The sequence below is a fragment of the Clostridium tarantellae genome, assembly GCF_009295725.1.
Lineage (GTDB): Bacteria > Bacillota > Clostridia > Clostridiales > Clostridiaceae > Sarcina > Sarcina tarantellae.
Map to the genome: position 1 here is coordinate 1 of NZ_WHJC01000196.1, position 6,206 is coordinate 6,206.

Below are 6,206 nucleotides of genomic sequence, written 5' to 3' on the forward strand. Positions count from 1 at the left end.
GAAAAAAATACAAGTATAATATATAATACATAAAAAGACACATATTCGTATAATTCTGGTAATATGGATCGGAAGTATCTACAAGCTCACCGTAAATGAGTTTACTATGGATAGAAATATATTTGATTTTAAAGTTGTAGCTTTAAAGATATATATTCTATTTATTGGTAATAGATTATGTATCTTTTTATTTTTTTAAGAAATAGGGGGAAAAAGTAAGATGATAGCTACAAGAGAAAATGCAAGAGAGCCTTTGAATTTTTTAGATAAAGTTTTCAAGTATAGTGAAAGAGGGTCAAATATAAAAACAGAGATTATAGGTGGAGTAACAACATTTTTAACTATGGCTTATATTGTTTTAGTTAATCCAGCTATATTATCAGATGCTGGAATGGATAAATCAGCATTAATAACAGTAACCATATTAGCTACAGCTATTGGAACGTTAATATTTGCATTTATGGCTAATGCTCCTTTTGCATTAGCACCAGGTATGGGGCTTAATGCATTTTTTACATATTCTTTAGTTATAGGTGAAGGTATATCGTGGCAACAAGCCTTAGGAGTTGTATTTATATCAGGCTGTATATTTTTAACATTAGCACTTACAGGACTAAGAAAAACCATTGCTAATGCTATTCCAAAGCAATTAAGCTTAGCTTCAGCAGCAGGGATTGGATTGTTTCTTTCATTTGTAGGCTTGAAAGGAATGGGAGTAGTAGTAGCAAACTCAGATACATTAGTTTCGCTAGCAGATTTTACACCAACTGTGGTTATATCACTTTTTGGACTATTGTTAATGGCAATATTAGAGTATAAAAAAATAAAGGGTGGTATTTTAATAAGTGTGGCAATAATGACAGTAGTATCAATAATTTTTGGTTTTGTACAATTACCATCAAGTATAATTTCAGCACCACCAAGTATAGCACCTGTTGCATTTAAGCTTGATATATTAGGTGCATTAAGATTTTCTTTAATTGGACCAATATTTTCATTTATGTTTATTGATATGTTTGATTCTTTAGCATTTCTTATTAGTTGCTGTAAACAAATGGGTCTTGAGGACGAAAAAGGAGAAATTAAAGGGTTAGGAAGAATGTTATATGCAGATGTTGCTTCAACATTAATTGGATCATTATTAGGGACAAGTACCGTTACTACCTTTGGAGAATCAGCAGCAGGAATAGCAGTAGGAGCAAGAACTGGATTAGCATCAGTGGTAACTGCATTATTGTTTTTAGTAACACTTATATTTACGCCATTACTTAGTATTGTGCCTTCTTATGCAGCTTCACCAGCTTTAGTTATGGTAGGTATATTTATGTTCACTAGCATAAAAAAGGTAGATTTTCACGATATTAAAATAGCAGTACCAGCATTTATTACAATTTTATTAATGCCTTTAACCTATAGTATAAGCATAGGATTATGCTTTGGATTTATATCATATATAGTAATGCATATTGTGGCTAAAGAAACAGATAAAATAAATATAGCACTTTGGATAATAGGTGTACTTTCAGTTATAAATCTTATATTAAGTTAAAGTTTATTAATTATAAATCTAAATTTATTAAGTTAGTGATTGAAAACAAGGGTATAGATGAAGGAGAAAAAAATATGAGTGAATTATATATAAAAAATGCCTTTTTAATAACAATGAATGAAGAAAGAGAAGTGTATGAACAAGGAGCTATTTTTATTAAGGATAATGTAATAAAAGCGATAGGTAATTTTGATGAAAATATTGTAAGTTTGGAAGCAGAAGTCTATGATGCAAAGGGAAAGATTTTAATGCCAGGATTAGTTAATACACATGTTCATTTATCTCAACAATTAGGAAGAGGTATTGCAGATGATGTAGATTTATTAACTTGGCTTAGAGATAGAGTATGGCCTTATGAAAGCAGTTTTGATTATGAAGATTCTCTTATATCATCTACAGCATGTTGTATTGAAATGATTAAATCAGGTGTAACAACTTTTCTTGAATCTGGTGGGCAATATGTTGATGCTATGGTAGAAGCTGTTAATAAAACAGGAATAAGAGCATGTTTGGCTAAATCTGTTATGGATGAGGGAGAAGGATTGCCTAAAGTATGGCAAAAGTCAATGGAAGAAGAATTAAAAACTCAAATTGATTTATTTAATAAATATAATGATACTGCTAATGGAAGAATTAAAATATGGTTTGCTTTAAGGACTATATTTAACAATTCAGATGAATTAATAATTAAAACAAAAGAGTTAGCAGATAATTTTAATACTGGAATACATATGCATATTGGAGAAATAGCAGATGAAGTTGATTTTGCAAAACAGAGAAAAGGACTTGGTACAGTTGAACATTTAAATAGTTTAGGTGTTTTAGGTTCTAATCTTTTAGCTGTACATACAGTTTGGCTTACTAATAGAGAATTAGATTTATTTAGATTGAATGATGTTAAAGTTTCACATAATCCAGCAGCTGCTATGAAAGTAGTTTTAGGATTTGCATCCATTCCTGAAATGATACACAAAGGAATAACAGTATCTATAGGAACAGATGGAGCACCTTCTAATAATAGAATGGATATGATGAGAGATATGTATTTAACATCATTAATTCATAAAGGAAGAACATTAAATCCTACAGTTATACCAGCAGAAAAAATATTAGAAATGGCAACTATAAATGGTGCTAAATGTGCATTATTAGAAAATGAAATTGGTAGCCTTGAAGTTGGAAAAAAAGCGGATATGATAATACTTAACCCAAATACTATACACACGCTACCTATGCATAATCTAATAGGGAATATAGTTTATTCTATGAGTAGTGAAAATGTGGATTCTACTATATGTGATGGTAAATGGTTAATGAAGGAAAGAAAAGTACTTGTTATAAAAGAAGAAGTACTTTTAGAAAAAGTTAAATTACAAGGAAAGAAAATAAAAGAAAAAGCTAATATAGAAATAAATACAACTTTCAAAGTAATAAAAAAATAAATTTTAAAAATATAAAAAATGCATGATTAAAAAGAATAATCATGCATTTTATCTATTCTAATAAATAAATAATTAAGAGTTAACAAGATTAATTGTTATTTAATTTAAACTGAATTTTAGTGAGTGGATTTTTTACCTTCAGGTTGAGGTCCAGAAGTATGATGCATTGAAATAGGTTTAACATTGAAGTTACCTCTATATTCAACTTCATCCCAAAATATATTGTCTGCAACTAAAAGTTCAGGATTTAATTCAACGCCATCAAGTATTAATTCTTTAAACTTATGGTAACCAGCTCGATCTATTAAATGTCCACCATGTAAATATTCAGGTTTATAGTCAAGAACCCAAGCAGAAAATTTTTGCCAATTAGCAAACATTCCTAAAACAACATCTTCAGTTGCCCAAGCTAAGAAAGTTTTACCCATTCTTGGAGTTTGCTTTCCAGTACGTCCACCTATTGTTATTCTGTAATATTTTTCTGGTTTTCTAGTCCATGCACTTGTAGGACAAGCAAGAACACACTCACCACAACCTACACAGCAACAGAAGTCTTTATCTATTTTTCCTTGACTATTTAATGAAAGAACTCTTGTTGAGTGATGGTTACAAGCTTCAACACAAGCTCCACATCCTATACAACGATCAGAATTATATTCCATTTTAGCCATTCCAATTACTCCAAAGTCATTGAAATGTGCTTTGGCACAGTCATTAGGGCAACCAGCTATTGAAGTTTTAATATGGTAGTGACTTGGGAAAACTAATTTTTCAATTTTTTTAGCTAATTCATGAGTATTAACATTAGCTTTTATACAATGTGAATTACCAATACAAGCCATAACATTTCTTGCACCGATAGTAGGATATCCAGCATTGTTTATGTCCATATCACATCCACACATTTCAACTTCTACTTCTTTTATATAATCTTCTATATAAGCATTAACAGCAGGAATATTTTCATATTTAATTCCGGGCATATTTAATGTTTGTCTCATACCAAGATGGAAGGTACCATTTCCCCAAGTTTTAGCTATATGAGTAACTTTTTCTAAATATTTAGCATCTATTAATGATCCAGGTACACGCATTTGAAGCATGAATTCACCATCAATCTTAGATTGACGGAAGCAATTAATTCTAGTTTCTTTGATATTTATATCATGATTCATAGTTAAAAAAACCTCCTATTAGTCTAATAAATTCTTTGCTTTAGTGTAGTTAAATACAGGTCCTTCTAAACAAACGTAAGTTTCGTCTATTCTACAATGACCACATTTTCCAATAGCACAAGACATTTTTCTTTCAAATGATACCCAGATTTTATCTTCTGGAATTCCGTTCTTTAAGCATTCTAATGCTGTAAAGTGCATCATCATTGGAGGTCCTACAATTACCACTTCATAATTATCTCCAAAGCTTTCAAATGGAATTTGTTTAATATGAGTTGTTACTAAACCAGTTTCCCAACCTTCTTTAGTATCATTATCTAATGTGTAAATAGTATTAAATTTTTCTTTCCATAATTCTAGTTCTGGTTTAAATAAAATACCTTCTTCATTTTTGAATCCACATATTAAATTAAGACTTTTTACATAAGATGAATTATTATAGAATTTATTTATCATGCTTCTAACAGGAGCTAGTCCAGTTCCACCACTTATAATAACCATATTTTTATCTTTAAATTTTTCAATAGGCCAACCTTTACCGTAAGCTCCTCTTAAGAATAAAGTATCTCCAGCTTTTAAATCAAATATTTCATTTGTAACTTTACCTACTGAACGTATAGTAAAGTCCATATATCCATTACCAAATCCACTAACTGATATTGGAGCTTCGCCAACTTTTGGAATAGATAATTGCAAAAATTGGCCATGTTCTGGAATTATATCAGTTTCAACTCTAAATGTATATTCTAATTTACTTTCTTTAATAACGCTTAAAATCTTGCATGCCTTTGGCATAACTTCATTATGCATAATAAACCTCCTAATTAGTTATCTTCTTCTAATATTTCATTAACTGCATCATTTAATTTATTTATAGTAGCTGTTATTGAAATGTATTGAGGACATCTTGAAGTACAACGTCCACAACCTACACACATATGATTTTCACCAAATTGTTCTTTATAATCATGAACTTTATGAAGAATTTTATATCTCATTCTATCTCCAATAGTAGGTCTAAAGTCATGACCACCAGCCATTTCATCAAAACCGTGAACATGACAAGATGCTGAAGTTCTTCTTCTTTCTCCCACATTAGCATTTTCATTATATAAAATGTCTGTAGTAGTGAAACAAGAGCATGTACTACAAGCTATTGTACAGCTTCCACATGCTATACATCTTTTATCAAATTCTCTCCACATTTTATGTTTTTTAACTTTATTTAATACATTAGTATCTGGTATGTTAGGAATAGTAACCTTAGCTTGATTTTTTTCTATGAATTCTACAGTAAAATCATATTCAGGTACATTTTCAAAGTATGGAGAAAATTCTTCATCTTTAACATTAAATAATAAACTGTCTTTATTAAATCTAACAGCTAAACTGTAATCATCAGTTTTATTTGCATTCATTGCTGTACAGAAGCAAGTATCCCATCCTTCTGTACATTCCATCATAACAAATTTAACCTTTTCTCTAACTCTTTTATAGAATGAATCTTCAAATCCATTTTTCAAGAAGATAGTATCTTGTCTTTGTTGAGCATTTATATCACAAGGTCTAGCAAAAATTAATATTTTTTTATTATCAATTTTACTTTCAATAAATTGGTCTTGAGTAAAATAGAATAAAGTTTGAGTTATAGGAGTTATAACTTCCTTTGCAGGATAATCAGATTTTTCTTTATATACTATTTCTTCTACTGAATTAATTTCATCATAGCGAATTATGTCAGTGTCAGAAAAACGACCTGCTTTTTCAAATCTTTTTGGAGCATAAATTTTATACTCTTTTTTTAGTTCTTCAAATAGTTTATTTGTTCTTTCAAAATCTAGTTTGAATCCCATTTTATACCTCCATATTTATAAACAATTTTTTTGAAATGATTTTGTTTAATTTAATTAATTTAACGGATTGTGCTAGTTAAATTTGATTTTGAATTAAATGGTAATTATTTTAAAGAAAAAAATATGCCTATAAAGCACTTTTGTATAGGAATTTTATCCAAATACTAAGTGCTTTATTTTTCCTATA

Annotated in this window: 5 protein-coding genes and 1 riboswitch; of the genes, 2 read left to right on the top strand and 3 right to left on the bottom strand. The window is 29.3% G+C overall.

The window, feature by feature from the left end:
• Positions 1-25: 25 nt before the first annotated feature.
• Positions 26-127: riboswitch (purine riboswitch) on the top strand.
• A gap of 93 nt (positions 128-220) precedes the next feature.
• Both GBZ86_RS11235 and GBZ86_RS11240 read left to right on the top strand, forming a co-directional pair.
• Positions 221-1,549, top strand: coding sequence for an NCS2 family permease (locus GBZ86_RS11235; protein ID WP_152890712.1), 1,329 nt, complete (start codon positions 221-223; stop codon positions 1,547-1,549).
• 74 nt (positions 1,550-1,623) lie between these two features.
• Entirely contained in the window at positions 1,624-2,991 is a 1,368-nt protein-coding gene (locus tag GBZ86_RS11240; protein ID WP_152890714.1) for an amidohydrolase, read from the top strand.
• A gap of 116 nt (positions 2,992-3,107) precedes the next feature.
• Here GBZ86_RS11240 and asrC read toward each other — a convergent pair whose 3' ends face one another.
• The 3 genes from asrC to asrA are packed head-to-tail and all read right to left on the bottom strand — an operon-like array spanning position 3,108 to position 6,019.
• Positions 3,108-4,166: a sulfite reductase subunit C gene (gene asrC / locus GBZ86_RS11245; protein ID WP_152890716.1), complete on the bottom strand. Its 1,059-nt coding sequence runs from the start codon at positions 4,164-4,166 to the stop codon at positions 3,108-3,110.
• 18 nt (positions 4,167-4,184) lie between these two features.
• Positions 4,185-4,976, bottom strand: coding sequence for an anaerobic sulfite reductase subunit AsrB (asrB, locus tag GBZ86_RS11250; protein ID WP_152890717.1), 792 nt, complete (start codon positions 4,974-4,976; stop codon positions 4,185-4,187).
• 14 nt (positions 4,977-4,990) lie between these two features.
• Positions 4,991-6,019, bottom strand: coding sequence for an anaerobic sulfite reductase subunit AsrA (asrA, locus tag GBZ86_RS11255; protein WP_152890719.1), 1,029 nt, complete (start codon positions 6,017-6,019; stop codon positions 4,991-4,993).
• Between the last annotated feature and the right edge of the window lie 187 nt (positions 6,020-6,206).

Excerpts from the sequence above, each read along its gene's own strand:
- GBZ86_RS11235 (WP_152890712.1), top strand. The coding sequence starts at position 221 with ATGATAGCTACAAGAGAAAATGCAAGAGAGCCTTTGAATTTTTTAGAT.
- GBZ86_RS11240 (WP_152890714.1), top strand. The coding sequence starts at position 1,624 with ATGAGTGAATTATATATAAAAAATGCCTTTTTAATAACAATGAATGAA.
- asrC (WP_152890716.1), bottom strand. The coding sequence starts at position 4,166 with ATGAATCATGATATAAATATCAAAGAAACTAGAATTAATTGCTTCCGT.
- asrB (WP_152890717.1), bottom strand. The coding sequence starts at position 4,976 with ATGCATAATGAAGTTATGCCAAAGGCATGCAAGATTTTAAGCGTTATT.
- asrA (WP_152890719.1), bottom strand. The coding sequence starts at position 6,019 with ATGGGATTCAAACTAGATTTTGAAAGAACAAATAAACTATTTGAAGAA.